Source organism: Actinoplanes sp. M2I2 (assembly GCF_023544445.1).
Taxonomy (GTDB): domain Bacteria; phylum Actinomycetota; class Actinomycetes; order Mycobacteriales; family Micromonosporaceae; genus Actinoplanes.
The window spans coordinates 314,028-338,234 of the sequence record NZ_JALPVJ010000010.1; the positions used below are offsets into that span (position 1 = coordinate 314,028).

23 protein-coding genes and 1 pseudogene are annotated in these 24,207 nt (G+C 71.0%); 7 read left to right on the plus strand and 17 right to left on the minus strand.

Translation table 11 applies throughout. From position 1 onward, the window contains the following. Nucleotide 1: 1 nt before the first annotated feature. The 8 genes from hemB to HJC40_RS22660 form a co-directional block, all read right to left on the minus strand. On the minus strand, nt 2-991 hold the full coding sequence (gene hemB / locus HJC40_RS22625) for a porphobilinogen synthase (protein ID WP_250003337.1): 990 nt from the start codon (nt 989-991) through the stop codon (nt 2-4). Nucleotides 992-1,001: 10 nt separating this feature from the next. Beyond that, nucleotides 1,002-2,588, minus strand: a complete 1,587-nt coding sequence (locus HJC40_RS22630) for a uroporphyrinogen-III synthase (RefSeq protein WP_250003339.1) — start codon at nt 2,586-2,588, stop codon at nt 1,002-1,004. Next, nucleotides 2,585-3,502, minus strand: a complete 918-nt coding sequence (hemC, locus tag HJC40_RS22635; RefSeq protein WP_250003460.1) for a hydroxymethylbilane synthase — start codon at nt 3,500-3,502, stop codon at nt 2,585-2,587. The genes HJC40_RS22630 and hemC overlap by 4 nt, the downstream gene beginning before the upstream one ends. A 62-nt stretch (nt 3,503-3,564) precedes the next feature. Then, the gene (locus tag HJC40_RS22640) at nt 3,565-4,854 is read right to left on the minus strand and encodes a glutamyl-tRNA reductase (RefSeq protein ID WP_250003341.1); all 1,290 of its coding nucleotides are present in this window, start codon (nt 4,852-4,854) and stop codon (nt 3,565-3,567) included. Then, on the minus strand, nt 4,851-5,609 hold the full coding sequence (locus HJC40_RS22645) for a redox-sensing transcriptional repressor Rex (protein ID WP_250003343.1): 759 nt from the start codon (nt 5,607-5,609) through the stop codon (nt 4,851-4,853). Before HJC40_RS22645 ends, HJC40_RS22640 begins: the two co-directional genes overlap by 4 nt. Nucleotides 5,610-5,820: 211 nt before the next feature. Further along, a complete protein-coding gene (locus HJC40_RS22650; RefSeq protein ID WP_250003344.1) occupies nt 5,821-6,462 on the minus strand; it encodes an HAD hydrolase-like protein in 642 nt (213 codons plus the stop codon). A gap of 10 nt (nt 6,463-6,472) precedes the next feature. Further along, nucleotides 6,473-6,721 carry a glutaredoxin family protein gene (locus tag HJC40_RS22655; RefSeq protein WP_250003346.1) on the minus strand — a complete coding sequence of 83 codons (249 nt, stop codon included), beginning with the start codon at nt 6,719-6,721 and terminating at the stop codon, nt 6,473-6,475. Then, nucleotides 6,718-8,211, minus strand: coding sequence for an AMP-binding protein (locus HJC40_RS22660; protein ID WP_250003348.1), 1,494 nt, complete (start codon nt 8,209-8,211; stop codon nt 6,718-6,720). Before HJC40_RS22660 ends, HJC40_RS22655 begins: the two co-directional genes overlap by 4 nt. Nucleotides 8,212-8,586: 375 nt before the next feature. Between HJC40_RS22660 and HJC40_RS22665 the strand changes: the two genes are divergently transcribed. Together HJC40_RS22665 and HJC40_RS22670 are read left to right on the plus strand one after the other, a co-directional pair. Beyond that, entirely contained in the window at nt 8,587-9,531 is a 945-nt protein-coding gene (locus tag HJC40_RS22665; protein ID WP_374272454.1) for an ECF subfamily RNA polymerase sigma factor, BldN family, read from the plus strand. 280 nt (nt 9,532-9,811) lie between these two features. Beyond that, nucleotides 9,812-10,690: pseudogene (locus tag HJC40_RS22670) on the plus strand (DUF5667 domain-containing protein); the annotation flags it as partial. Between the two features lie 434 nt (nt 10,691-11,124). On the opposite strand, the gene HJC40_RS22675 reads toward HJC40_RS22670, so the two are convergent. The 5 genes from HJC40_RS22675 to HJC40_RS22695 form a co-directional block, all read right to left on the minus strand. Beyond that, nucleotides 11,125-12,138 carry a lysophospholipid acyltransferase family protein gene (locus HJC40_RS22675; protein ID WP_250003352.1) on the minus strand — a complete coding sequence of 338 codons (1,014 nt, stop codon included), beginning with the start codon at nt 12,136-12,138 and terminating at the stop codon, nt 11,125-11,127. Beyond that, complete coding sequence (locus HJC40_RS22680; protein ID WP_250003354.1) at nt 12,135-13,199, minus strand: NAD-dependent epimerase/dehydratase family protein; 1,065 nt, start codon at nt 13,197-13,199, stop codon at nt 12,135-12,137. Before HJC40_RS22680 ends, HJC40_RS22675 begins: the two co-directional genes overlap by 4 nt. Nucleotides 13,200-13,328: 129 nt before the next feature. Next, entirely contained in the window at nt 13,329-13,430 is a 102-nt protein-coding gene (locus HJC40_RS22685; protein WP_020520584.1) for a 30S ribosomal protein bS22, read from the minus strand. Nucleotides 13,431-13,593: 163 nt separating this feature from the next. Next, nucleotides 13,594-13,806 carry a helix-turn-helix domain-containing protein gene (locus tag HJC40_RS22690; protein WP_203784881.1) on the minus strand — a complete coding sequence of 71 codons (213 nt, stop codon included), beginning with the start codon at nt 13,804-13,806 and terminating at the stop codon, nt 13,594-13,596. Nucleotides 13,807-14,006: 200 nt separating this feature from the next. Continuing rightward, entirely contained in the window at nt 14,007-14,921 is a 915-nt protein-coding gene (locus HJC40_RS22695; RefSeq protein WP_250003356.1) for a proline dehydrogenase family protein, read from the minus strand. Between the two features lie 127 nt (nt 14,922-15,048). Between HJC40_RS22695 and HJC40_RS22700 the strand changes: the two genes are divergently transcribed. Then, complete coding sequence (locus tag HJC40_RS22700; RefSeq protein WP_250003357.1) at nt 15,049-15,624, plus strand: CGNR zinc finger domain-containing protein; 576 nt, start codon at nt 15,049-15,051, stop codon at nt 15,622-15,624. Between the two features lie 246 nt (nt 15,625-15,870). On the opposite strand, the gene HJC40_RS22705 is transcribed toward HJC40_RS22700, so the two are convergent. After that, the gene (locus tag HJC40_RS22705) at nt 15,871-16,692 is read right to left on the minus strand and encodes a sugar phosphate isomerase/epimerase (RefSeq protein WP_250003358.1); all 822 of its coding nucleotides are present in this window, start codon (nt 16,690-16,692) and stop codon (nt 15,871-15,873) included. A gap of 112 nt (nt 16,693-16,804) precedes the next feature. On the opposite strand from HJC40_RS22705, the gene HJC40_RS22710 reads away from it, so the two are divergent. Next, a complete protein-coding gene (locus HJC40_RS22710; RefSeq protein ID WP_250003360.1) occupies nt 16,805-17,677 on the plus strand; it encodes a hypothetical protein in 873 nt (290 codons plus the stop codon). A gap of 10 nt (nt 17,678-17,687) precedes the next feature. Here the strand turns inward: HJC40_RS22710 and HJC40_RS22715 are convergent, their stop codons facing one another. Continuing rightward, the gene (locus tag HJC40_RS22715) at nt 17,688-18,371 is read right to left on the minus strand and encodes a response regulator transcription factor (RefSeq protein ID WP_020512993.1); all 684 of its coding nucleotides are present in this window, start codon (nt 18,369-18,371) and stop codon (nt 17,688-17,690) included. 31 nt (nt 18,372-18,402) lie between these two features. Then, complete coding sequence (locus HJC40_RS22720) at nt 18,403-19,662, minus strand: cell wall metabolism sensor histidine kinase WalK (RefSeq protein WP_250003462.1); 1,260 nt, start codon at nt 19,660-19,662, stop codon at nt 18,403-18,405. Between the two features lie 224 nt (nt 19,663-19,886). Here HJC40_RS22720 and phoU point away from each other — a divergent pair, with 224 nt between their 5' ends. Continuing rightward, the gene (phoU, locus tag HJC40_RS22725; RefSeq protein WP_250003361.1) at nt 19,887-20,540 is read left to right on the plus strand and encodes a phosphate signaling complex protein PhoU; all 654 of its coding nucleotides are present in this window, start codon (nt 19,887-19,889) and stop codon (nt 20,538-20,540) included. Nucleotides 20,541-20,600: 60 nt separating this feature from the next. Here phoU and HJC40_RS22730 read toward each other — a convergent pair whose 3' ends face one another. Then, complete coding sequence (locus HJC40_RS22730) at nt 20,601-21,347, minus strand: phosphoglyceromutase (protein ID WP_250003362.1); 747 nt, start codon at nt 21,345-21,347, stop codon at nt 20,601-20,603. Nucleotides 21,348-21,479: 132 nt separating this feature from the next. Between HJC40_RS22730 and HJC40_RS22735 the strand changes: the two genes are divergently transcribed. Then, complete coding sequence (locus tag HJC40_RS22735; protein ID WP_250003363.1) at nt 21,480-22,784, plus strand: MFS transporter; 1,305 nt, start codon at nt 21,480-21,482, stop codon at nt 22,782-22,784. Between the two features lie 44 nt (nt 22,785-22,828). Further along, nucleotides 22,829-24,055 (plus strand): MFS transporter, encoded by a 1,227-nt coding sequence (locus HJC40_RS22740; RefSeq protein ID WP_250003364.1) that lies wholly within the window; start codon nt 22,829-22,831, stop codon nt 24,053-24,055. The last annotated feature ends 152 nt before the right edge of the window (nt 24,056-24,207 follow it).

The following is a 24,207-nucleotide window of genomic DNA, read 5'->3' on the forward strand; positions in this document are numbered from 1 at the left end:
CTCAGTAGCGGTCGCGCAGGAGCTGGGCGGCCTCGGTGGCCCAGTAGGTCAGGGTGATCTGGGCGCCGGCCCGCTTGATCGAGGTCAGCGACTCCAGCATGACCCGCTCGCGGTCGATCCAGCCGTTCCGGGCGGCCGCCTCGACCATCGCGTACTCGCCGGAGACCTGGTAGGCGGCGACGGGCACGGTGACCCGCTCACGGATCGCCGCGATGACGTCCAGGTAGGGCAGGGCCGGCTTGACCATGACGATGTCGGCGCCCTCGGCCACGTCGAGGTCGACCTCGCGCAGGGCCTCGCGCAGGTTGGGTGGGTCCTGCTGGTACTGCCGGCGGTCGCCCTGCAGGGTCGACTCGACGGCCTCGCGGAACGGGCCGTAGAACGCGCCCGCGTACTTCGCCGAGTAGGCGAGCACCGACACGTCCTGGTAGCCCGCCTTGTCGAGCGCTCGCCGCACCACGCCGATCTGACCGTCCATCATGCCCGACGGCCCGACCATGTGGGCGCCCGCGGCAGCCTGGGCGACCGCCATCTCGGCGTAGACCGCCAGGGTGGCGTCGTTGTCCACCGAGCCGTCCTCGGCCAGGACGCCGCAGTGCCCGTGCGAGGTGAACTCGTCGAGGCACAGGTCGCTCATCACGACCGTGGAGTCGCCCACCTCCGCGATCAGGTCGCGGAGGCCGACATTCAGGATGCCGTCCGGGTCGAGGCCGCACGAGCCGGTCTCGTCCTTGTTCGCGCTCTCCGGCACGCCGAAGAGCATCAGGCCGCCGACCCCGGCGGTCACCGCCTCGTGCGCGGCCTTGCGCAGCGACTCCCGGGAGTGCTGCACAACACCGGGCAGGGAGCTGATCTGGCGTGGCTCGGTCAGCCCCTCCTTGAGGAAGAGGGGCAGGACGAGCTCGGCCGGGGCGACCCGGGTCTCCTCGACGAGCCGGCGGATCGCCGGGGAACGCCGGAGGCGGCGGGGACGGACATCCGGAAACGACATGGCGCTCCTCTTAACGGAATCGAAGGGCCGTGGGTCCCTGGACCTTGGAGCCGCGACGCTGCTTGGCCGGCATGGCGGCCAGCTTCTCGCGCAGTTCCACCGCGTACGACGCCAGCGCCTCGACCAGATCCGGCACGGACGCGTGCTGGGGCTGGACGTCGACGCGCAGGCCGAACTCGGTGGCCGTCTCGGCGGTCTTGGGACCGATCACCGCGACGACCGTGCGGGCGTGCGGCTTGCCGGCGATGCCGACCAGGTTGCGGACGGTGGAGGACGAGGTGAAGAGCACCGCGTCGAAGCCACCGGACTTGATGGCGTCGCGGATCTCGGCCGGCGGCGGCGCGGCCCGCACGGTGCGGTACGCGGTCACGTCGTCGACCTCCCAGCCCCGCTCGACCAGGCCGGCGGCCAGCGTCTCGGTGGCGATGTCGGCCCGCGGCAGCAGCACCCGGCCGACCGGGTCGAGGATCTCGTCGTGCGGGGAGAACTCGGCCAGCAGGCCCTCGCTGGACTGTTCGCCCTTGGGCAGCAGCTCGGGCTGGATGCCGAACGAACGGACCGCCTCGGCGGTGGCCTCACCGATGCAGGCGATCTTCACGCCGCCGAAGTGGCGCGCGTCCAGGCCGTGCTCGTCGAACTTCTCCCAGACCGCGCGGACCGCGTTGACCGAGGTGAAGACGACCCAGGCGTACCGGCCGTCGACCAGGCCCTTGACCGCGCGTTCCATCTGCGCCGGGGTGCGCGGGGGCTCGACCGCGATGGTCGGCACCTCGCACGGGATGGCGCCGTAGGCCCGCAGCCGCGCGCTCATGGCGCCGGCCTGCTCCTTGGTCCGCGGGACCAGGACCTTCCAGCCGTACAGCGGGCGGTTCTCCCACCAGCTCATCGTGTCGCGCTCGGAGACCTCGGTGCCGACGGTCAGCACCACCCGGCCGGTGAAGCCGAGGGCGGCGGCGACGAAACTGTCGACCGTGGAGGTCGTCGTGTACTGCGTCTCGCCGGTGCCGTCGCCGGTCACGGCGACCGGGGTGCCGGGCTCGACGCCCGCGGCCAGCAGGCCGTCGCGCACCGCGGCAAGGTCGCCGGCGTCCACCGCGACCGCGAACGAGCCCTTGAGGGCGGCGCTGGCCAGCGCGTCGAAGTCGACGGCGGTGACGTCGCCGACGTCGGCCGTGACCCGTACGCCGGGCAGCGGCACACCGGCGTAGGTGGCGACACCCTCGGCCTGGCCGAGGCCGGGCACGACCTCGAAGTGCACGGCGGTGCGGGCGATGGCCTGCACCTCCTTGACCACGGACTCGTGACCGAAGGGGTCACCGGCCACCAGGTGCACGGCGGAGAGGCCGGACCTGGCCGCGGAGAGCAGCACCTTGGCGACATCGCCGGGCGCCCCCTCGGCCGGGCTGAACTGGGCGTCCTGCTTGGCTTCGGACCGGATCGCGGTCAGCAGGGACTCGGGGACGCCCCGGTCGTAGACCACCTGGTCGGCCTCGGTGAGCGCGGCGTGCGCGCGACGGGTCAGCAGCTCAGGGTCGCCGGGACCGGCGCCGACGAACGCGATGCGTCCTGCTGGCTTGCGGGCGGTGCGGGTGGTCATTCTGTGCTCCCGATCAGGGTGTCGGCGCCGGCGTCGAGGAGATCGGCGGCGAGCGCCTTGCCGATCTCCGCCGCGTCGGCGGGCGTTCCGGTACGCGACAGCCGGATGGCTCGAACCCCATCCGGGCTGATCACCGCACCGCGCAGGTAAATCTCGTCACCGTCCTCGCCCTCGGCGAGCTCGGCGTGGGCCGCAACCGGGGCGGAGCACCCGGCCTCGAGCGTGGCCAGCATCGCCCGTTCCGCCGTGACGGCGGCCCGGGACGGTGCGTGGTCGAGCGCGGCCAGCAATTCGACCAGGTCTGTGTCGTCGGCCCGGCACTCCACCGCCAGCGCTCCCTGGGCCGGGGCGGGCAGCATGAGCATCGGGTCGAGTGTTTCGGTGATCTCGGCGGCCCTGCCGAGACGCACCACACCGGCCCGGGCGAGAACGACTCCGTCCAGATCGGCCTCGGGTCCGTGAACCCGGGCGATCCGGCTGTCGACATTCCCGCGGATCGGCGTGACCTGCAACTCTAGGCCCAAAGCATGCAGTTGCGCGATTCGGCGCACCGCGCCCGTGCCGATCATGGCGCCCGGCGGCAGCTCCGCGAGCGCGCGGTCGCCCTTGGTGATCAGGACGTCACGCGGGTCCTCGCGGGGCGGGATGGCCGCGATGTGCAGTCGCGGGAAGGCGCCGGTGGGCAGGTCCTTGTACGAATGCACGGCGAAGTCGATCTCGCCGGCGAGCAGCGCGTCGCGCAGCGCCGACACGAAGACCCCCACGCCGAGCTGGGCGACCGGGGCCGAGGAGCGATCGCCCTTGGTGACGATGCGCACCAGCTCGACCGGGCGGCCGGTGACCGCGGTCAGCGCGTCGGCCGTCTGCTGTGACTGGGCCAGCGCCAGCGCGCTGCCTCGCGTGCCGAGGCGCAGCGCCTTGCCCGACGCCTGGCTCTCCGGGCGGCGTGGAGAACCCGGGCCGGATAGGGGGGTACTCACCCGTGTCCTCCGATCTCAGGAACCGCGTTCGCCGATGTGGCGTGCGGCACGTCCAGGTCGAACAGCTCGCGCAGCAGCGCGGCGTACTGGTCGCCGCCGGGCTCGGCGGCCAGCTGACGCACCCGTACGGTCGGCGAGTGCAGCAACTGCTGGACGACGCGATGCAGAGTACGGGAAACGTCGGCCCGCTGCTCCTCGGTGAATTCCGACCGGCGGGAGTAGAGCTTGCGCAGCTCGGCGGTGACCACATCCTCGGCGCGGGTGCGCAGCGCGGCCACGGTCGGCGCGATGTCGGCGCCGCGCAGCCAGGCCAGGAAGTGGTCGACCTCGCTGGTGACGATCTGCTCGACCGCGGCCGTCTCGGCGGCGGCCGGCATCGAGCGGCGGGTCGCCGCCAGCGTGTCGATGTCGATCACGGTGACGCCGGGCAGGCCGGTCGCGTCCGGGGCCACGTCGCGCGGGACGGCCAGGTCGAGCACGACCAGCGGCGCGGCGGCCTCGAGCCGTTCGCGGGTGAGCACCGGCACGGTCGACGCGGTGGCCGAGACGACCAGGTCGGCCTCGCTCAGGGCGGCGTCCAGCTCGTCGTAGGACACGGCGACCGCGCCGTACGCCTCGGCGAGCCGGTCGGCCCGGGCGGCGCTGCGGTTGGTGATGCTCAGCGGACCGACCCCGGCCCGGGTGAGCGTGGCCACCGAGAGCGCGCCCATCGCACCGGCCCCGATCACCAGCGCGCGTCGTCCGGTCAGGTCGCCCAGCGTGGCCTCGGCCACGTCGAGCGCGGCGGTCACCACGCTCTGCCCGGCCCGGTCGATGCCGGTCTCGCTGTGCGCCCGCTTGCCGACCCGCAGGGCCTGCTGCATCAGCTCGTGCAGCAGCCGGCCGGCCGAGTCGGCCTCGGTCGCCGCGTGATAGGCGTCGCGCAGCTGGCCCAGGATCTGCGACTCGCCGACCACCATCGAGTCGAGGCCGCTGGAGACCTTGAACGAGTGCAGTACGGCCGCCTCGTCGTAGTGGACATAGAGGTGCCCGGCCAGCTCGGTGGCGGGGATGCCGGAGACCTCGGAGAGCACGTTGCAGATGTCGCCGAGACCACCGTGGAACGAGTTGACCGCCGCGAAGATCTCCACCCGGTTGCAGGTGGAGAGGACGACCGCCTCACCGACGAACGGCTGGGCGACGAGCTTTTCCAGCAGCCCGGGCACCGCCTGATCGGTGATCGTGAGCCGTTCGAGCGTGGCGACGTCGGCGGTGCGATAGGACGCACCGACGCTGAGGAGATTCACGACCCGACCGCCTCCTGATTGCCCGCCGCGGTGGCGGACCGGCCGCCCGGCAGCGCGGTCAGCGATGCCTTGCGGTGTTCGTGGAATGAGAGAATCTGCAGCTCGATGGCGAGGTCGACCTTGCGCACGTCGACGCCGCTGGGCACCGACAGCACGCACGGAGCGAAGTTGAGAATGCTGGTGACCCCCGCGTCGACCAGCACGTCGGCGACCGCCTGGGCGGCGCCGGCCGGGGTGGCGATCACGCCGATCGCGATGTTCTCCTCGACGGCGACCCGGCCCAGTTCTTCGATGTGGCGGACGATCAGACCCTGTATCTCTTCGCCGACCTTGGACGGATCGGCGTCGAAGAGCGCGACGATCTTGAACCCGCGGCTGGCGAACCCGTCGTAGCCGGCCAGCGCGTGACCGAGGTTACCCAGGCCGACCAGGCAGACCGCCCGGCGCTGATCGAGACCGAGGACGTACTCGATCTGGTCGATCAGCAAGGCCACGTCGTAGCCGACGCCCCGGGTCCCGTACGACCCCAGGTGGGAGAGATCCTTGCGGAGCTTGGCCGAGTTGACCCCGGCCGCGGCGGCCAGACCCTCGCTCGAGACGGTGTCCGCACCGGCCTCGCCCAGGTTGTGCAGGGCGCGCAGGTATTCGGGCAGTCGCGCGATGGTCGCCTCCGGAAGATCCGGAAAGGCGGTGACGGAACCGGCGCGGCCGCCGTCGGCGTTGCCGGGCGTGTTTCCGTGACGCTGCTGACTCATCTGACTCCGTGCCGACGAGGTGGCGAACCTGCGAGCCCTCGGGCGCCTGGCTGAACCGGCTGTGCTACCGGGGCTCCGGAATCAAAGAGTAGGCGCTTGTGAAGGCGTGCACAAATCGCGATCTTGGTGGTGCGGCTGGACAAAGATCATCGGGCGTGTTAATGACCCCAACGGTTCAAGTATGCCCGGTTTCCCACCACCGACCACACTGCTACAGCGTACGAGCGATCGCGACCGCTTCGACCAGAGTGTCCGCCACCGGACGACCCGAAGCCCGCAAACGCGACGGATCGGTGAAGCCACCGGTGTAGAGCACGATCGCGCCACCCACCGAGTCGGCCGCCGCGGCGTCGTCGAGGGAGTCGCCGATCAGCACCACCTGATCACCGGTCAGGCCCAGCCCGGCCAGATGCTCGGCCAGGTGCGCGGCCTTGAGGTGCCCGCCCAGCTCGGCGCGCAACCCGTCCACCCGGGTGAAGACACCGGCCAGACCGTACGACTCGATGGCCGGCACCAGCTCGCTGTGGAACCACATGGACAGCAGCGACTGCGAACCCGGCCACTCCTTGAGCGCCGCCGAGGCGTCCGCGGCCAGCGTCATGCTGGTCAGACCCAGCCGGTACGCGTCGTGGAAGATGCGGTCGAGCCGGCCGAACTCCTCCTCGTCGACCGCGCGCTCGAGCACCTCGGCGTAGAACTCGGCCACCGGCCGGCGGAACCGGCTGCGGTGCTCGTCGGCCTCGACGGCCCGGCCGCCCACCGCCGCGAACGCCACGTTGGTCGACGAGACCACCAGGCTCAGGTCGTCGAGGAGAGTGCCGTTCCAGTCCCAGACAAGATGAGTGCGCGCCACGGCGAACAATTTACAGGCGGGGCTCACCGGGCCGGCGGGCCAGATCACTGAGCAGCCGGGACTCCTCGACCCGCCAGTAGCCGTGCTCGGCGCCGTCGAGAAGCACCACCGGAACCCGGTCGCCGTAGTCGCGTTCCAGGTCGATCGACGAATCCACGTCGACCCGCACCCACTGGCCCGGAAGGATCCGGTCGAGGACGGCCTCGGCCTCCTCGCACAGGTGACAGCCGTCCCGGCTGATCAGGGTCACTCGGCTCACGACCTCAACTCCCTCTTGCGGACCTTGCCGGTCGCCGAGTGGGGAAGCTCACGCACCAGCTCGACCGTCGGCAGCTTGAAGCGCGCCAGGTGGGCGGCGCAGTAGACCTGCAGCTCGGCCGGGGTGGGCGGCGGGTCGATGGCGGCCACCACGAAGGCGTGCGGCCGCTGCCCGGACCCGTCGTCGGGCACGCCGACCACAGCCGACTCGGCAACCCCCGGATGCGAGCCGAGCACCCGCTCGATCTCGGCCGGATAGACGTTGAAGCCGTGCACCAGGATCAGGTCGTCGACCCGGTCGACCAGGTGCAGGTCGCCGTCGCCGTCCGCGTACGCGACGTCGCCGGTGGCCCACCAGCCCGCCGCGTCCGGACCACCGCGCCGGTCGGGCCAGTAACCGGAGAAGAGGTTGGCCCCGCGCACCTCGATCTCGCCCGGATCGGTGCCGGCCACGTCCTCGACGGAGAGATCGAGCTCGGCCAGGTCCTCCTCCGGGGTGGCGGTGCCGTCCTCCCAGAGCACCTGACCGGCCGCCGAACGCAGCCGCAGCGCGACCCCCGGGAGGGGCCGCCCGATCGAGCCGGGTTTGCCCCGGTCGCTGACGGCGGTCGTGGTGAGCACCGGGGCGGTCTCGGTCAGCCCGTAGCCGACCAGGATGCCGCGCCCGGTCGCCGCCCCGAAGCGGGCCATCTCGTCCGGCGCCAACGGGGCCGCGCCACACACGGCCGACCGCACGCTGCGGAGGGCGATCTCCACTCCGGGCTGTCGTGACCAAGCCGCATACATCCCCGGTACGCCGACGACCACGGTCACCCCGTGCTCGACGATCACGGCCAGCGAGGCGGCCGGGTCGAACCGGTCGATCTGCACCCCGGTCGCCGCGTGATGGGCCACGGAGCCGAGCCCGGTGTTCAACCCGTACGCGTGGAACAGCGGCACCCCGAGCAGCACGACATCCTCGGGGCCGACCACGGGCGGGTCGATCGCGTCCAGCTGTTCGTGGTTGGCGGCCAGGGCGCCATGGGTGAGCATCGCGCCCTTCGGCCGCCCGCTGGTGCCCGAGGTGTACAGCAGCACGGCGAGGTCGCGGGCCCGCACGTCCGGCAACCCCGCCGCCGGTGGCTCGCCGTCAAGGTCGAGGTCGAGCGGGCGTACGCGACCGGGGCCCGGCTCCTCGGCGACGACCAGGGCCGCACCGGAATCGGTGATCGCGAAATCCAGCTCGGCGGGCGTGTAGCCCGGATTGAGCGGTACGGCCACCCGCCCGGCCCGGAGAACACCGAAATAGGTCACGGCGAAGTCGGCCGACGTGCCCAGCACGATCGCGACCCGTTCGCCCGGGGGCACGAGAGCCGCGATCCGATGGGCCGCAGCGGTCACCCGCCGATCGACATCGGACCAGGTCAGGGAAGTTTCGCCGGTGATGAGCGCCGGACCGGAGGGCCGGCGTGCGGCGGCCGCGGCGACCGGATCGCGGGCTGCTTCGTCCACGAGGCACGAGTCTGGCACAGACATCCACGGAAGGGGACGGCGCACATCCTGTCCGTCGCACAGACCCCCATGTCGGTCATCGTGGCACACGTTCCTTGTGTCGTGTCTGCGCCACTTCGTACACTTTTTGCGCAGCGCACACGGAGTGCGACTCCGTGTGTTCGGAGTCCGTGATACTTCGCGTCTGAGTAACGGACTCCAAAACCCTGGGTGAGGTCGGTCGGCAGCAACGCGGGCCACTTCACCCCTTTTGCTATGAGTGATCACCCCTCATCCCGAGGAGGCCGCTGTGCCACAAGCACGAAATAACTGCCTATCCCAGTCTGGCGGGACGGATCGGCAGTCGGAGCAGAGCCGCCGGGTCGAGGAGGCGCAGTGAGTCATGTTTACGCCGGGGACCCCGACCGCTCCCTCGCCGACGGACTGACGGGCCTGCGCCGGTCGGTCGACGATCTGATCGTCAACACCATCCGCGGCGACGGGCCCAAGCGGACCCGTAACCGTCCGCACATCAACGAGTCGCCGGGTCAACGGCTGCCACCGACGGGTAATGCCAAGCCGATGACTCCGGGTGGCCGGGTGGCCGTGCCCGGTCGTCCGCCGATGCCCGCGCAGCCCACCGCGGGCCAGCGCAGCAACCTGCCCGAAGCGACGGCGGTGGGCGAGCAGACCGTCGTCGTGCCGGCGCAGAGCACCACCGGCCCGCAGCGCGACTCCGAGCCACCCAAGTATCCGGCCCGCCCCGACCCGGGCGACGCCGCGGCCGAGGTGTGGGGGCTGGTCGAGCGGGCCCAGGCCGGCGAGGCCGAGGCGTTCGGCCTGATCTACGACCGGTACGTCGACACGGTCTTCCGCTTCGTCTATTTCCGCGTCGGCAACCGCCAGCTCGCCGAGGACCTCACCTCGGACACGTTCCTGCGGGCGCTCAAGCGCATCGGCAGCTTCACCTGGCAGGGTCGTGACCTGGGGGCCTGGCTGGTCACGATCGCCCGCAACCTGGTCGCCGACCACTTCAAGTCGGGCCGGTACCGGCTCGAGGTGACCACCGGCGACGTGCTCGACGCCGACCGCGAGGCCCGCGGGCCCGAGGGCAGTCCGGAATCCTCGGTGGTCGACCACATCACCAACGTCGCCCTGCTCACCGCGGTCAAGCAGCTCAACCCCGAGCAGCAGGAGTGCATCGTGCTGCGGTTCCTCCAGGGCTTCTCGGTGGCCGAGACCGCGCAGACCATGGGCAAGAACGAAGGAGCGATCAAGGCCCTGCAATACCGAGCGGTACGAGCTCTCGCTCGCCTCCTACCGGATGGCTTCCAGGCATGACCGCCTGCACCGAGCGGCAACCAGCCGCAGCCTCCGAACGGCCTCGAACGCGAGGGCCAGAAGGGCATGCCACCTGCCAGCTCAGCGTGACGGCAGGGGGGCTCAGCGTGATGTTCGTTATGCCTATTACCCGATGCCGGCCGTCGGTCCCCGTAACCGGGGACGCGTGTCGCGCGTTTGTCCGAGTGCGACCCCGGGCGGCCCTGTCGGCCACCCGCTTCGTCGCGACCGCCGGCGATGTTGCCGGCGAGACATTCACGAGCGAGGGGAGGTGCCCGCGGTGAACTTCGACTTCCTGGACCGCCGGAGCGCCGAGCGCTTCGCGGAGCTTCTCGACGAGAGCACCGGCGGCCGCCGGCACCACAGCCGCGGCCCGGCCGACGAGCAGCTCGCCGAGCTGGTCGCCATCGGCAGCAGCCTGTCCGCGGCGCGTCCGGGAGCCCGGGTCGAGCCCGAGTTCCGCACCGGCCTGCGGGCGATGCTGGTCGCCACCGCCGAGCGGGACGGCATCGGCCGCACCGCGACCGCCGCCGCGGCAGCGCCCGAGGAGCCCGCGGCCCGCGCCGGACGGTTGCGTCACGGACTTCTCGGTCACGGCGGCCGCATCCGGGCCCGGGGCGCCATCGTCATCGGCGTCGCCGCCGGCGCGCTGGCAGTCTCCGGAATCTCCGCGGCCAGCGAGAACGCATCGCCGGGGGACGCCCTGTACGGGGTCAAGCGCTCCACCGAACGCGCCCAGCTGGCCATGGCCGGCTCGGACGTCACCCGGGGGCAGTTGTCCCTGGACTTCGCCAGCACGAGGCTGGCCGAGGCGGCCTCCATGCCGGGCAACGACACCAGCTTCGGTGGCGTGCTCGACGACATGGACGCGGACACCCGCAAGGGCGTCAAGCTGCTCACGACCTCGGCGGTGGCCCGCAAGGACCGCAAGCCGCTGTCCACCATCGACACGTTCGTCGAGCAGCAGCGTCAGACGCTGTCCCCGGCGCTCGGCCGGCTGTCGGAGGCCAACCAGGAGCGGGCGCAGGCGTCGATCGGCCTGCTCGACTCGGTGAGCAAGCGCGCGGAGAATCTGCGTACGGGCCTGTCCTGTGACAACGCGGTCCCGGCGGGCGCCGACGTGCTCGGTCCCAAGCTGAAGAACTGCGCGACGGACGCCGGCCAGGACAACCACGCCACGCCGTCCCGCCCGTCCGGGCAGAACAGCAAGCACGCGCCCCGGCCGGGTGGCCATGGGGACGTGAAGACGCCGCGGCGCAGCGATCCGGCCATCGCGCCGACCGCCTCCGCCGACGCCAAGGTGCCGTCGCGCAAGCGGGCGCCCTCGCAGGCGCCCGACCTGCCCCTCGGCGGCACGCCGCTGCGGACGAGCCCGTCGGCCGACGACGACATGACACAGCAACAGCAGCAGGATCAGCAGCAGGAAGTGCCTGAGGACGAGGCCCCGCTGGACGGGCTGCTCGGGGGACTTCTGGGACGCGACTAGCGGCCCGAGAAACAGCCGAACATGGCGAGGGGCGGTGCCGGGTTTCCCCGGGGCCGCCCCTCACTTGTCACTATAGGCACACAAGCCGTCACTGGGCGACAAACGCCTCAAAGCCCGAACGGGTCGGGACGCTTCTCGAGGAGCTCCAGCAGCGTGGCCTGGATCGTCTCCCGCACCTGGTCGGCCAGGTTGTAGACGACCATCGGGTCGTCGGCGAGGTCGGTCAGGTGCTCGGTCGGGATCGGCGGGCAGAACTGGATCAGCCACTTGCTCGGTAGCGGCACCAGACCCAGCGGGCCGAGCCACGGGAACGTCGGCGTGATCGGGAAGTACGGCATGCCGAGCAGGCGGGCCAGCGGCTTGATGTCGGCGAGGATCGGATAGATCTCCTCGGCGCCGACGATCGCCACCGGGACGATCGGGGTGCCCGTGCGCAGCGCGGCCGAGACGAACCCGCCCCGCCCGAAGCGCTGCAACTTGTAGCGGTCGGCGAAGCGCTTGCCGATCCCCTTGAAGCCCTCGGGGAAGACACCGACCAGCTCGCCCGTGCTCATCAGCCGCTCGGCGTCGGGGTTGCAGGCCACGGTCGCGCCCGACTTGCGGGCCAGCTCGCTCACCACCGGCACGCGGAAGACCAGGTCGGCGCCGAGCAGGCGCAGGTGCCGTTCCCCGGGATGCTGGTCGCGGATGGCGACGCCGAGCATCAACGCGTCCAGGGCCAGCGTGCCCGAGTGGTTGGCCACGACCAGGGCGCCGCCGTCGGCCGGCACGTTCTCGATGCCGTACACCTCGGTGCGGAACCAGTCGTGATAGAGCACCCGCAGCATGGGCTGAAATACGGCGTCGTTCAGCTCGCGGTCGAAGCCGAACTCGTCGACCTCGTAGGCGCCGGCGAACCGGCGACGCAGGAAGGCGAGCCCGCGGGCCACGCGCTGATCCCACACGTCGACCGGGTCGGCAGGGTCGGCGGCGGCGGGCTGCTGAGGGTGGTGGCCGTTCCCGTTCATCGACGGCACCTCCGGGATCGGGCGTCGGCCGTTGACCCGTACCGGCTCGGGTGGCCGGGGAAGGGTGAAATCGGCCTGCCCCGGCAGCATGCTCCGGAATTCGTCCTGGCTCAACGCCGCTCCCCTCCGGCGGACGCGCCGGCACGGACCCGGCGGATGCCGTCGAGGATGGCTCCCTCGGCCGCGGCGAGGCGGTCGGCGGTGATCGACGAGCCGTTCGCGTGGCCCTTGATGAAGTCGTCGAAGGCCTCGGCCGTGCTGCGCGGCGTGAAGCCGAACTCGCTCACCAGCCGGGTCGTGTCGACCACCCGGCCGTGCACGAAGAGATCGATCTGGTCGAGGCCGATCTGACCGACGCCGACGTTGCGGGCGACCCCGGCCAGCGTGGACAGCGTGCCCTCGGGCAGCGGCACCGAGATGCGCCCGGCCCGGCGGATGGCCTGGGAGAGCGTGAGGATGCCGGCGCCGGCGACGTTGTACGTGCCCGGGTGTTCCTCGATCACCGAGCGGTGCAGGATCTCGAGGGCGTCATCGACGTGGACGAACTGCAACCGGGCGTCCCGGCCCAGCACGGTCGGCACGACCGGCTGGGCGAAATAGCGCGTCAGCGTCGTGTCGGCCGTCGAGCTGATGAACGGGGCGAAGCGCAGCACGGTGGCGGACGCCTCGGGCCGGCGGCGGCGGAATCCGCGCACGTAGCCCTCGATGTCGAGGATGTCGCGCGCGAAGGAGCCTCGCGGCACGGCTCGCGGCTCGGTGTCCTCGGTGAAGACGCCGGGATCGCGGAACGACGCGCCGTAGGCGGCCGTGGAGGAACGCACCACGATCTTGCGCAGCCGGGGAGCGGCCTGGGCGGCGGCGAGCAGCTGCATCGTGCCGATGACGTTCTGCTCTTTCATGGCCGCACGACCGTGCTGCCCGTCGGGTGCGCTCGTGACCGCCAGGTGCACGACCGCCTCGGCACCCAGATCGGCCAGCGCTCCGGACGCCGCGCGGGCGTCGGCCCGGATCAGCTCGACGTCGGCCAGCAGCTCACGCAGAGCCGTGGGCGGTTCGTGCGGATCCAGGCCGACGACACGGTCGATCCGGGAATCTGCGGCGAGACGAGCGGCCACCCGGGCGCCGAGATATCGGCTGACTCCGGTGACCACGACGACGCTGGGCGGAGAGGTCACGTCGGTCGCACCTTCCGATGCTTGCGGGTGCGGTGCGTAGGGCAAGAACCTGCCCGGCCGGGCCGAGTCGTCCCCGGAGTCGTCCCACGGCGAACCGTGACAGGACCGGGGAAGACGCCCGGCCGCAGGCTACTTGCCCAATTTGCGACGCTGGACGCGGGTCTTGCGCAGCAGCTTGCGGTGCTTCTTCTTCGCCATACGCTTGCGGCGCTTCTTGACCACGGAGCCCATACGAAAAGCCTCTCGAAACCTGGTGGCTCGGAGCGGGCGTGCCGGTGTGGCGCGACCCGTTTCCGATCTGAGTCGACGGCCCCGGCGCTCGTCGCTGCCGGGAACCAACCGCACCAGCGTACCGGCCCGGCCGAGGCCGAGCCAAAACGACCCCGGGACCGCCCTAGGCGGTCTGCGAGAACGCGCCGCGCAAGTACTCGTGGACGGCGTGCTCGGGCACCCGGAAGGACCGCCCGACCCGGACGGCCGTGAGGTCACCCCCGTGCACCAGCCGGTAGACCGTCATCTTGGAAACCCTCATCAGCGCGGCCACCTCGGCCACGGTCAGGAACCGCACCTCCGAGAGCCGTTCCTCGGTCTGGGCTGGACCCGTCATGTCGTCGCACCGATCCTTTCGGAGGCACAGCCGCGGCGACCCGGGCGGGCCAGCGACGCGGAGGAGAACGTGCGTGTCATCAGAACGGTATCGATACGTCTGTGACCAACGCGATACGTTCCGTGAAAATGGCTGGAAAAAGTCAAGGCCGACACGCCGGTTCTGGTGGGTTATAGCCCGAATTGTTGCGGGTGGGGCGTCTACCGGCCCAGGAGGGCGCGTCCGAGGACGGCCACGGTGCGGGGACGCTCGGCCAGACGGCGCATCAGATAGCCGTACCAGTGATCGCCGTACGGCAGGTAGACGCGTACGACGTTGCCGCCGGCCGCCAGCCGGGCCTGCTCGTCGGTGCGCACCCCGTGCAGCATCTGGAACTCGTACTCCTCGGCGGTGCGGTCGAACCAGCGGGCCCGGTCCTCCGCGATCGCGATCAGCCGGGGGTCGTGGGTGGCGATCATCGGATAGCCCGCGCCCGACATCAGGATGTTGAGGCAGCGCACGAACGACTTGTCGATGTCGAGCCCCGACTGGAAGGCGACCGACTCCGGTTCGGCGTACGCCCCCTTGCAGAGCCGCACCCGGGAACCGGTCACGGCCAGCTCCCGGCAGTCGCCCTCGGTGCGGCGCAGATAGGCCTGCAGCACCGCCCCCGTACCCGGGTGGTCCTTGCGCAGCTCGGCCAGGATCTCCAGCGTGGAGTCGGTGAGGGTGTGGTCCTCGGCGTCCAGCGTCACCGTCGTGCCGGCCTCGGCCGCGGCCGCACAGACGGCCCGAGCGTGCTCGTAAGCGAGCTTCTCGTCGAGCCGCTGACCCAGAGCCGAGAGCTTGATGCTGACCTCGGCGGCCGGCGCCAGACCGGCGCCCTTGAGCCGGCCGAGCAACGCCCGGTACTCGTCGCGGACCGCCACCGCCTGCTCCGCGCTGCGGGTCTCGGCCGACAGGTGCTCGAAGCTGAGGGCCAGACCGTCGTCGGCCAGGGCGCGGCCGGCCCGCAGCGCCTCGTCGGCGTCACCCGCGACCAGCCCGCGGACGGCGTTCTTGCTGAAGGGCGCGGAGGAGGCGAGCCGCCCGAGACGGTCCGAACCGGCGGCGGTCAGGAGCAGGTGACGGAGCATGACCCGAGCGTATCGTCCGGAACACCCGCTATCGCGGGATGCCACCGGTGGGCCGGCGACCGCCCCGCGGGCGTAGTCAGCCACAACGCTTATGTTCGCGCGGGCCTGGTGCGGCTACCTTTGTCGGGTGAACTTCGATGCGTACGCCCGTACCGCGGTCGACCTCGTCAACGCGGAGCTGAGCGATCTCGCCGGGCTGCGGGCCCTGTTCGGCGACGAGCAGGCCTGGATGCGCGACGAGGTCGTCGACAAGGACGTGGCCGTGTTCCGCCGCGCTCAGCGCCGGTTGCGCGACGTCTTCGAGTACGGAACGTCCGGGCGCGACGGTGACGCGGTCAAGGAGCTCAACGCGCTGCTCGAGGTGTTCCCGGTGCAGCCCCGCATCTCCGGGCACGACGCCGCCGACTGGCACATGCACGTGACCAGCCGCGGCTCGTCGGTCAGCTCGGAATATCTGGCCGGCGCGGCCTGGGGCCTCTCGGTGTGGCTGTGCGAGTTCGGCAGCGCCCGCTTCGGCATCTGCGCCGACGACCGCTGCGGCAACGTCTATCTGGACACGTCGTCGAACAACTGCCGCCGCTTCTGCTCAGAGCGCTGCGCCACTCGCTCCCACGTGGCCGCCCACAGAGCCAGAAAACGAGCTGAGCTTGCCGGCTCTGAGCTTGCTGGCTCCGCTTCGCTCCGCGAGGCAATCGCCCTTTAGGTCGTTGAGATGGCAGTCGTTTTCCCGCCGTCCGCAAACCCCGCGGCCGGCGGGAAAACGGCTGCCATCTCAACGACGGCGATTGCCTGGGTGGCCGCTCACATGTGTGTCTGAGTAACGGCAAGGGCGATCACACGAGTGTCTGTGTAAGGGCGATGGCGATCGACGGGGTTCACGCCCGGGTGAGTGCCGGCGAACGGCGGCGGGGTTCAGGCGCGGGTGAGTGCCGGCGAACGGCGGCGGGGTTCAGGCGCGGGTGATGGCGGGGGTGGCTGATGAGGCTGGGGCGAGGTGTTTGCGGGCGAACTCGAGGGACTCGCGTAGGTCGGCCTCGCGGACGGCGCGGCTGGCGGCCTTGCGGGTGGAGACCTCGAGCGCGACCGAACCGGTGAAGCCGCGGGCCGAGAGCGAGCGGAGCAGCTCGGCACAGGGCTGGTTGCCGCGGCCGGGCACCAGGTGCTCGTCGCGGCCCTCGCCGGTGCCGTCGCCCAGGTGCACGTGCTTGAGGCCGGCACCCATCTTGTCGGCCATGCCGAGCGCGTTGATGCGCGACGCCGCGCAGTGCGACAGGTCGAGCGTGTAGGCGTCGAAGCCGGTCTCGGTCGGGTCCCAGCCGGGCGTGTAGGGCACGAACCAGCGGCCGGCCATCTTGACCGGGAACATGTTCTCGATCGCGAACGACAGGTCGGGATGACGTGCCTGGATCTTGGCCAGGCCGGCCGAGAAGTTCTTGGCGTAGTCACGTTGCCAGCTGAACGGCGGGTGCACCACCACCGTGGGGGCGCCGAGCGTCTCGGCCAGTTGGGCGGCCCGGCTGAGCCTCTCCCACGGGTCGGGGCTCCACACCCGCTGGGTGACCAGCAGGCAGGGCGCGTGCACCGAGAGGACCGGCATGTCGTAGTGATCGGACAGACCTTTGAGCGCGCCGGCGTCCTGGCTGACGGCATCGGTCCACACCATGACCTCGATGCCGTCGTAACCGGTCGTGGCGGCCAGTTCGAACGCGGCGGCCGTCGGCTCGGGGAAGACCGACGAGCTGGACAGAAGCACGGGGACACGGGAACTCACGTGCTCAAGCGTAGACCCGATTGTCGCGTACGCCTCGTCCTCGACCGGGTATATGCCGTCATACCGGGCGTCGACTCGGGCATCGGCGGGCCGCGCGCGTACGCTGTCGCAGGTGAGCCGCCGTGACCAGATCCGCATCACCCTGGGCCCCGCGGCAGCCGCCCGCGCCGCCGAGGTCGACCTCGATTTCCCTCGTGAGTGGATCGAGTTCCTTGATCCCGATGACGAGAAGCATCTGGTGCGAGCCGACCTGACCTGGTTGCTGTCCCGGTGGACCTGCGTCTTCGGCTCGGCCTGCCACGGCATCGTCGCCGGTCGCGCGCAGGACGGCTGCTGCTCGCACGGGGCGTTCTTCACCGACGCCGACGACGAGAACAGGGTGAAGGCCGCCGCCGCGAAGCTGACCCCGGAGACGTGGCAGCACTACCGGCGGGGCTTCAAGAACTACACCGACATGGACACCATCGACGGCGCCAAGCCGGCCCGGCGCACGGCGACCCGGTCCGAGGACGGGCCCTGCGTCTTCCTCAACGAGGCCGACTTCGCCGGTGGGGGCGGGTGCGCGCTGCACGCCCAGGCGCTGCGCGACGGCGTCCACCCGCTGAAGTACAAGCCCGACGTGTGCTGGCAGCTGCCGGTGCGGCGCGAGCAGGACTGGATCAAGCGGCCGGACGGGACCAAGCTGCTCCAGTCGACGCTGACCGAGTTCGACCGGCGCGGCTGGGGTCCGGGCGGGCACGACCTCGACTGGTGGTGCACGTCGTCGCCCGAGGCCCACGTGGGCAGCGACCCGATGTACGTCTCGTACGGGCCCGAGCTGACGGCGCTGATCGGCGAGGCCGCCTACACCAGACTGGCCGAGCTGTGCGACGCCCGGGTCAAGTCGGGTCTGGTCGCGGTGCACCCGGCGACCGCCGCCGCAGCGGCAGCCGCGGCGCCGAGGAAGCGCGGCGGACGTGAGCCCGCCGCGCCACCGAACTCGTGACCCGTACGGCTCAGGGCTCGAACTTGTAGCCCAGGCCCCGGACCGTGACGATATAGCGCGGTGCCGACGGCTCCGGCTCCACCTTGGACCGCAGGCGCTTGACGTGCACGTCGAGGGTCTTGGTGTCACCGACGTAGTCGGCGCCCCAGACGCGGTCGATCAGCTGACCGCGGGTGAGCACCCGGCCGGCGTTGCGCAGCAGCAGCTCGAGCAGTTCGAACTCCTTGAGCGGGAGCTGCACGCCGGCGCCGTCGACCGTGACGACGTGGCGCTCGACGTCCATCCGCACGGGACCGGCGGCCAGCGTCGGCGTGGAGACCTCGGCGGCCTCGGTGCCCTGGCGGCGCAGCACGGCGCGGATGCGGGCGACCAGCTCCCGCGGCGAGTACGGCTTGGTCACATAGTCGTCGGCGCCGATCTCGAGTCCGACGACCTTGTCGATCTCGCTGTCCCGGGCGGTCACCATGATGATCGGAACGGCGGAGCGCTGCCGCAGCTGGCGGCAGACCTCGGTGCCGGACATCTCGGGAAGCATGAGGTCGAGCAGCACGATGTCGGCACCGGTCCGGTCGAACTGCGTCAGCGCCGAGGTCCCGGTCGGGGCGACCGACACCTCGAAGCCCTCCTTGCGCAGCATGTACGACAGGGCGTCGGAGAACGACTCCTCATCCTCGACCACGAGCACGCGGGCCAATGTGGTTCCTTCCATCTTCCGGTCGCCCGGGCTAACGCCCGGTCGCACCGGACTCGATCTCAATTGCCGTCGGTAACGGCAAGGGGGCTTCGGGGGGACGCGCCGGTAGGCGCAGGGTGAATGTCGAACCGTCGCCCAGGCTGCTGGTCACGTCGACCCGGCCGCCGTGGTTGGTCGCGATGTGCTTGACGATGGCCAGGCCCAGGCCCGTGCCGCCGGTCGACCGCGACCGGGCCTGGTCGGCGCGGTAGAAACGCTCGAAGATGCGGTCGACGTCGTGCGGCGCGATGCCGATGCCCTGGTCGGCCACGTCGATCTCGACCCAGTCGTCCCCCTGCCGCAGGGTGATCTCGACCTTGGTGTCGTCACCGGAGTAGGCGATCGCGTTCTCGACCAGGTTGGTCACCGCGGTGGCGACCTGGCTGTCGCTGCCGTAGACCATGGCGCCCTTGGGGCCGCTGTAGACGACCTCGATGCTCTTGGCCGACGCCGTGGTGCGGGTGCGGTCGATGACCTCGGCGATCACCCAGTCGGCCGCGACGGGCTCGGGGGTGGGCAGCGGCTCGGCGCCCTGCAGGCGGGTCAGCTCGAGCAGCTCGCTCACCAGCCGGCCCATGCGCGCCGACTCGTGGTGGATCCGTTCGGCGAACCGGCGGGCGGCCAGCAGGTCTTCGGACGGGTCCTCGTCGGCGTCGGCCACCTGCAGCTCGGTCGCGTCGAGCAGGGCCTCGGCCAGCAGTTGGAGTGCGCCGATGGGCGTCTTGAGCTCATGGCTGACGTTCGCCACGAAGTCACGCCGCACCCGGGCCAGCCGGTGCGACTCGGTGACGTCGGCGGCCTCGATCGCGACGTGCGAGGAGTTGAGGGCGACCGCGCGCAGGTGCAGGCCCAGCGGGGCGGCGGCGGCGCCGGCCCGGCCCCGGGGCAGATCCAGCTCGACCTCGCGGCGCACTCCGGTGCGGCGGACCTGACCGGCCAGCGTACGGAGAATGGGGTGCGCGGCGATCGTGCCCGGCGCCCCGCCCGAACGCAGCAGGCCCATCGCCCGGGCAGCCGGGTTGACCAGCACGGGGTGGTCCTCGGCGTCGAGCACCACCACGCCGACGCGCAGCGAGTCGAGGCTCTTGCGACCCAGCCCCTTCATGCCGTTCTTGCCGTGCGGCTGCTCGTCGGTGTCGATGGCGCGTCCCCTCTTTTTCGGCCCGTCACCGGCCGGCTGCTCCGGTGGCTTGCGACCCCGGACGACCAGCACTCCCGCGAGCGCGCCGACAGCGAGCGCGACGAGGATCAGAGGGATGCCGTACACCAGGTCCACGCAGCGATCGTAGGGTCATTGTTAACCTGGCTACTACCACGAGACGGACAAATCAGACGCGCGTCGAATAATGTTCACCACTGCGCCCGGCGTCGTTCATCGCTGTTCACGCGACCGCTGCCGGGCCCGCATAGTTTGAAGTGCAAATCACGGTCGTGCCCTGACCTGGGACGGCCCCACCGAACCCCGGGACGAAAAACATGCGCGAGGAGTTCCAGGCCGACCTCAACGAGGTCAGTCGCCTGATGGTGACGATGGCCGAGGCCGTACGGGAGGCGCTGCGCAAGGCTACGACCGCCCTGCTCACCGCCGACCTGAAGTCAGCTCAGGCCGTGATCGAGCGCGACCACGAGGTCGACGCCCTCTACAGCCAGGTCGAGGCCAAGGTCGCCGACACGATCGCCCGCCAGGCGCCGGTCGCCTCCGACCTGCGGATGGTCATCACCGCCCTGCACATCTCGGCCGACCTCGAGCGGATGGGCGACCTGGCCGAGCACGTGGCCAAGACGGCGCAGCGGCGGCACCCGTCGCCGGCCGTGCCCGCCGAGCTGCGGCCGGTCTTCAAGCAGATGGCCGACGTGGCCGACCGGATGGCCGAGAGCATCGCGGGGCTGCTGGCCAAGCCCGACGCCGAGCTGGCGGCCAAGCTCGAGCACCAGGACGACGACATCGACGAGCTGGAGCGTGAGCTCTTCAAGATCATGCTGAACGACGATTGGCCGTACGGCGCGGAGACCGCGATCGACGGCGCGCTGCTGGGCCGTTTCTACGAGCGGTACGCCGACCACGCCGTCAACGTCGGCGAGCAGCTGGTTTACCTGATCACCGGAGAGCCGGTGGGCGACCAGAGCTGAGCGCACGCTCGCCTGGCCGGCCGGGAGCCGGGACGCCACGGGGGCGTCCCGGCTTCCGTGCTATCGGCCCTGGTTGGCCACCGCTGCGGCGGCTTCCTTGGCCGCCGCCGGGTCGAGGTATTCGCCGCCCGGCTTGAGCGGGCGCAGGTCGTCGTCGAGGTCGTAGCGCAGCGGAATGCCGGTCGGGATGTTGAGCTTGGCGATCGCCTCGTCGGAGATCTGGTCGAGGTGCTTGACGATCGCGCGCAGCGAGTTGCCGTGCGCGGCCACCAGCGTGGTGCGGCCGGCGCGCAGGTCCGGCACGATCTCGTCGTACCAGTAGGGCAGGGCGCGGACCAGCACGTCCTTGAGGCACTCGGCGGCCGGCTTGGCCTCGGACGGCAGCAGCGCGTACCGCGGGTCGTCGAACTGCGCGTACTCCGAGCCGGGCTCGATGGGCGGCGGCGGCACGTCGTAGGAACGGCGCCAGAGCATGAACTGCTCCTCGCCGTACGTCTCGAGGGTCTGCTTCTTGTCCTTGCCCTGCAGGGCGCCGTAGTGACGCTCGTTGAGCCGCCACGACCGCTTCACCGGAATCCAGTGCCGGTCGGCGATGTGCAGCGCGATCTCGCTCGTCCGGATCGCCCGGCGCAGGACGCTGGTGTGCACCACGTCCGGCAGCACACCGCTCTCCTTCAGCAGCTCACCGCCGCGGCGGGCCTCGCCCTCACCCTTGGCGTCGAGGTCGACGTCGACCCAGCCGGTGAAGAGGTTCTTGGCGTTCCACTCGCTGTTGCCGTGTCGCAGCAGCACCAAAGTCCCTGTCATGACCTCCATCCTGCCGCAGCCGCCTGTTCGCCGGGCGGGGACCCTCACGTGGGGACCACCACGTGGAAACCGATTTGCGCCGTCTCCTAAGTTGTAAGGGAATGAAGCTCTACCACTACTTACGGGGGCGACGTGCGGGGTTGGTTCGACCAGGCCATCGGTGGCCTGCCGCGGCAGTTCTGGCTGCTCTGGACCGGGACGCTGATCAACCGGCTCGGCTCGTTCGTGGTGATCTTCCTGGCCATCTACCTGACCAGTGACCGGCACTTCTCGCAGAGCCAGGCCGGCCTGGTCATCGGCCTCTACGGCGTCGGTGGCGCGCTCGGCACCACGGTCGGCGGCGTGCTGGCCGACCGCTGGGGTCGCAAGCCGACGATGGTGACCGCCCAGTTCGGCGCGGCCGCACTGATGCTGACGCTCGGCTTCGCGCACCACTACAGCCAGATCATCACGGTCACGTTCCTGCTCGGCTTCTTCAGCGAGGCGGTGCGACCGGCCTTCTCGGCGATGATGGTCGACGTCGTGCCCGAACGCGACCGTGTCCGGGCGTTCTCGCTCAACTACTGGGCCATCAACCTGGGCTTCGCGCTGGCCGCGATCGGCGCCGGCCTCGCCGCCAAGGTCGACTACCTGCTGCTCTTCGTGGTCGACGCGGGCACCACGCTGATCACCGCGCTGATCCTGCTGACTCTCGTGCGGGAGACCCGTCCTTCCCGTACGGCGGCCCGCCCGGCCGCCGGCACCGGTGGTGCCGGTGGCGGTCTGATCACCGTGCTGCGCGACCGGGTCTTCGTCACGTATCTGCTGGTTTCGCTGGGCGGCATCGTCGTGATGATGCAGCACATGTCGACGCTGCCGATCGCGATGACCGCCGACGGCTTGTCCGCGGCGACGTACGGCTGGGTGATCGCGGTCAACGGCGTGCTCATCGTCCTGGGGCAGTTGTTCGTGCCCAAGCTGATCGGCGGGCGCGAGCCGTCCCGGGTGCTGGCTCTCGGCTCACTGGTCATCGGGGTGGGCTTCGGGCTCAACGCCTTCGCCGACGCGTCCTGGTTCTTCGCGCTCAGCGTGGTGATCTGGACGCTCGGCGAGATGATCCAGTCGCCGAGCTACGCGACCACGGTGGCGGCCCTGTCCCCCGCGGCCATGCGCGGCCGCTACCAGGGCCTCAACTCCCTGTCATGGTCGGCCGGAACGGCCCTGGCCCCGATCGCCGGCGGCTTCACCCAGGAACACTTCGGCGACTCGGTCCTGTGGATCGGGTGTTTCGCCGTCTGCGCGCTGGTCGCTGTCGGCCACCTGGTCTCCGGGCCTAGCCGGCAACGGCGGATCGAGCAGATCGCCCCGACGGTCGCCTCCACCGAGCCCGCCGAGGTCCCTGTCCCCGCGGTCACCGAACCCGTGGCCGACAGCCCGGCGAAGTTGCCCACGAGGTAACGTCGGCATCTGTTAAGACGGTTACCCAATAGGGGGAGCGGCCCGTGCGGGCATGGCTTCGGGACACGGCCGGCGGGCTCTCCGCCACATACTGGTACCTCTGGACCGGCCTGCTGATCAACCGGGTCGGCGGTTTCGCGGTGCTCTTCCTGTCGCTGTACCTGACTTCCCAGCGCGAGGCCGGCACCGCCCAGGCCGGGCTCATCGTCGGCACGTACGGGATCGGCGGTCTGGCCGGAACCCTGGCCGGCGGCGTCCTCACCGACCGCTGGGGCCGCCGCCGCACCCTGCTGGTGTCGCACTTCGCCACCGTCGCCGCGCTGGCCGTTCTGGCCTTCACCACCGACCTCGTGCTGATCGCCGTGCTGTGCGCCCTGCTCGGCGTGGCCCAGTCGATGTCCGCCCCCGCCTTCGTCGCCGCGATCATCGACGTGACACCGGCCGACAAACGGTCACGCGCCTTCAACCTCCAGTTCTGGGCGCTCAACCTCGGCCTGGCCGGAGCCTCGCTGCTGGCCGGTCTGCTGGCCCAGTGGAGCTACCAGGGCCTGTTCCTGATCGACGCGGCCTGCACGCTGATCACCGGCCTGCTGATCGCGTGGAAGGTCCCGGAGACCCTGCGGCACCCGGTGTCCCGGGGCGCGACCCGCGGCGGACTCGGCACCGTGCTGACCGACCGGATCTTCCTGGTCTTCGTCGGCCTCACCCTGATCCAGGCCCTGATCTACACGCAGTCCAGCACGATCGTCCCGCTGGCGATGGACGCGGACGGGTTGAGCCCGGCCGCGTACGGCTCGGTGGTCGCCCTGGGCGGCGCCCTGATCGTGCTCGGGCAGCTCTTCGTGCCCCGCCTGATCGACGGCCACCGCAAGGCCCGCGTGCTGGCGCTGGCCCTGCTGGTCGACGGCGTGGGCTTCGCCCTGCTGGCGGTGGCCGACCACGTCGCCCTCTACCTGGCCGCCGCGGCGATCTGGACCATCGGCAGCATGCTCGCCGCACCGCCGAACGCCGAGATCAACTCCGAACTGGCGCCGCTGGCTCTGCGCGGCCGCTACCAGGCGGTGTTCTTCCTGACCTTCCCGGCCGCGTCGTTCCTGGCGCCCTCGCTGGGCGGAGCTGGGTTGCAATACCTGGGGAACGCGCACTGGCTCGTCATCGGCGTCCTGGGGGCTGTCGCCGCGGCCCTGCACCTGCTGGCCGGACCCCCGCGCGAACGGCGGGTGGCGGCCATCCGCGCCGAGACCGCCACCACCACCGCCGACGTGAGCTGACCTCCACCAGACCGGAACGCTTACCGTGCCCCAGAAGTCCGACCGGCCTTCGGCGCGTCCTGTTCCAGCATGTGATCGTCGGCGGAGCGCCAGACCATCACCGAATTCCGACCGGCCCGCGACGCCCTCTGTTCCAGGAATCCGACGCGGCT

What these genes read in the sequence shown, in the direction of transcription:
- hemB (WP_250003337.1), bottom strand. Translation starts at nt 991, where the DNA reads ATGTCGTTTCCGGATGTCCGTCCCCGCCGCCTCCGGCGTTCCCCGGCG.
- HJC40_RS22630 (WP_250003339.1), bottom strand. Translation starts at nt 2,588, where the DNA reads ATGACCACCCGCACCGCCCGCAAGCCAGCAGGACGCATCGCGTTCGTC.
- HJC40_RS22645 (WP_250003343.1), bottom strand. Translation starts at nt 5,609, where the DNA reads ATGAGTCAGCAGCGTCACGGAAACACGCCCGGCAACGCCGACGGCGGC.
- HJC40_RS22685 (WP_020520584.1), bottom strand. Translation starts at nt 13,430, where the DNA reads ATGGGCTCCGTGGTCAAGAAGCGCCGCAAGCGTATGGCGAAGAAGAAG.
- HJC40_RS22690 (WP_203784881.1), bottom strand. Translation starts at nt 13,806, where the DNA reads ATGACGGGTCCAGCCCAGACCGAGGAACGGCTCTCGGAGGTGCGGTTC.
- HJC40_RS22695 (WP_250003356.1), bottom strand. Translation starts at nt 14,921, where the DNA reads ATGCTCCGTCACCTGCTCCTGACCGCCGCCGGTTCGGACCGTCTCGGG.
- phoU (WP_250003361.1), top strand. Translation starts at nt 19,887, where the DNA reads ATGCGCGAGGAGTTCCAGGCCGACCTCAACGAGGTCAGTCGCCTGATG.
- HJC40_RS22730 (WP_250003362.1), bottom strand. Translation starts at nt 21,347, where the DNA reads ATGACAGGGACTTTGGTGCTGCTGCGACACGGCAACAGCGAGTGGAAC.